This window comes from Komagataeibacter intermedius TF2 (assembly GCF_000964425.1).
Classification (GTDB): domain Bacteria; phylum Pseudomonadota; class Alphaproteobacteria; order Acetobacterales; family Acetobacteraceae; genus Komagataeibacter; species Komagataeibacter intermedius.
The window spans coordinates 1-396 of the sequence record NZ_BANF01000411.1; the positions used below are offsets into that span (position 1 = coordinate 1).

At 58.8% G+C, this 396-nt stretch carries 1 pseudogene; it reads left to right on the forward strand.

The features are described 5' to 3' along the window. Positions 1-396: pseudogene (locus B7449_RS17770) on the forward strand (transposase); the annotation flags it as partial.

The following is a 396-nucleotide window of genomic DNA, read 5'->3' on the forward strand; positions in this document are numbered from 1 at the left end:
CGCGAGGAGCGTGGCGTTCAGGCCGACACGGGCATGCTCTCACGCTTTTTCCAATCCGAAGGGATCAGCTTCAAAAAAAAGCGTGCTGCCCTGCGAGCAGGACCGGCCTGACGTCGCGCGCAAGCGCAGGTTCTGGAAGCGCTATCAGGCCAACATAGATCCCACCCGTCTGGTCTTTATCGACGAAACCTGGGCCAAGACCAACATGACGCGCACGCACGGTCGTTGTCGCAAAGGTGAGAGACTGAGAGCCAGGGTTCCCCATGGCCACTGGAAGACACTGACCTTTCTGGCGGCTTTGCGTCATGACCGGATCACCGCACCCTGCGTTCTCGACGGACCGATCAACGGGCGCAGTTTTTTGGCCTATGTCGAGCAGTTTCTGGTTCCAACACT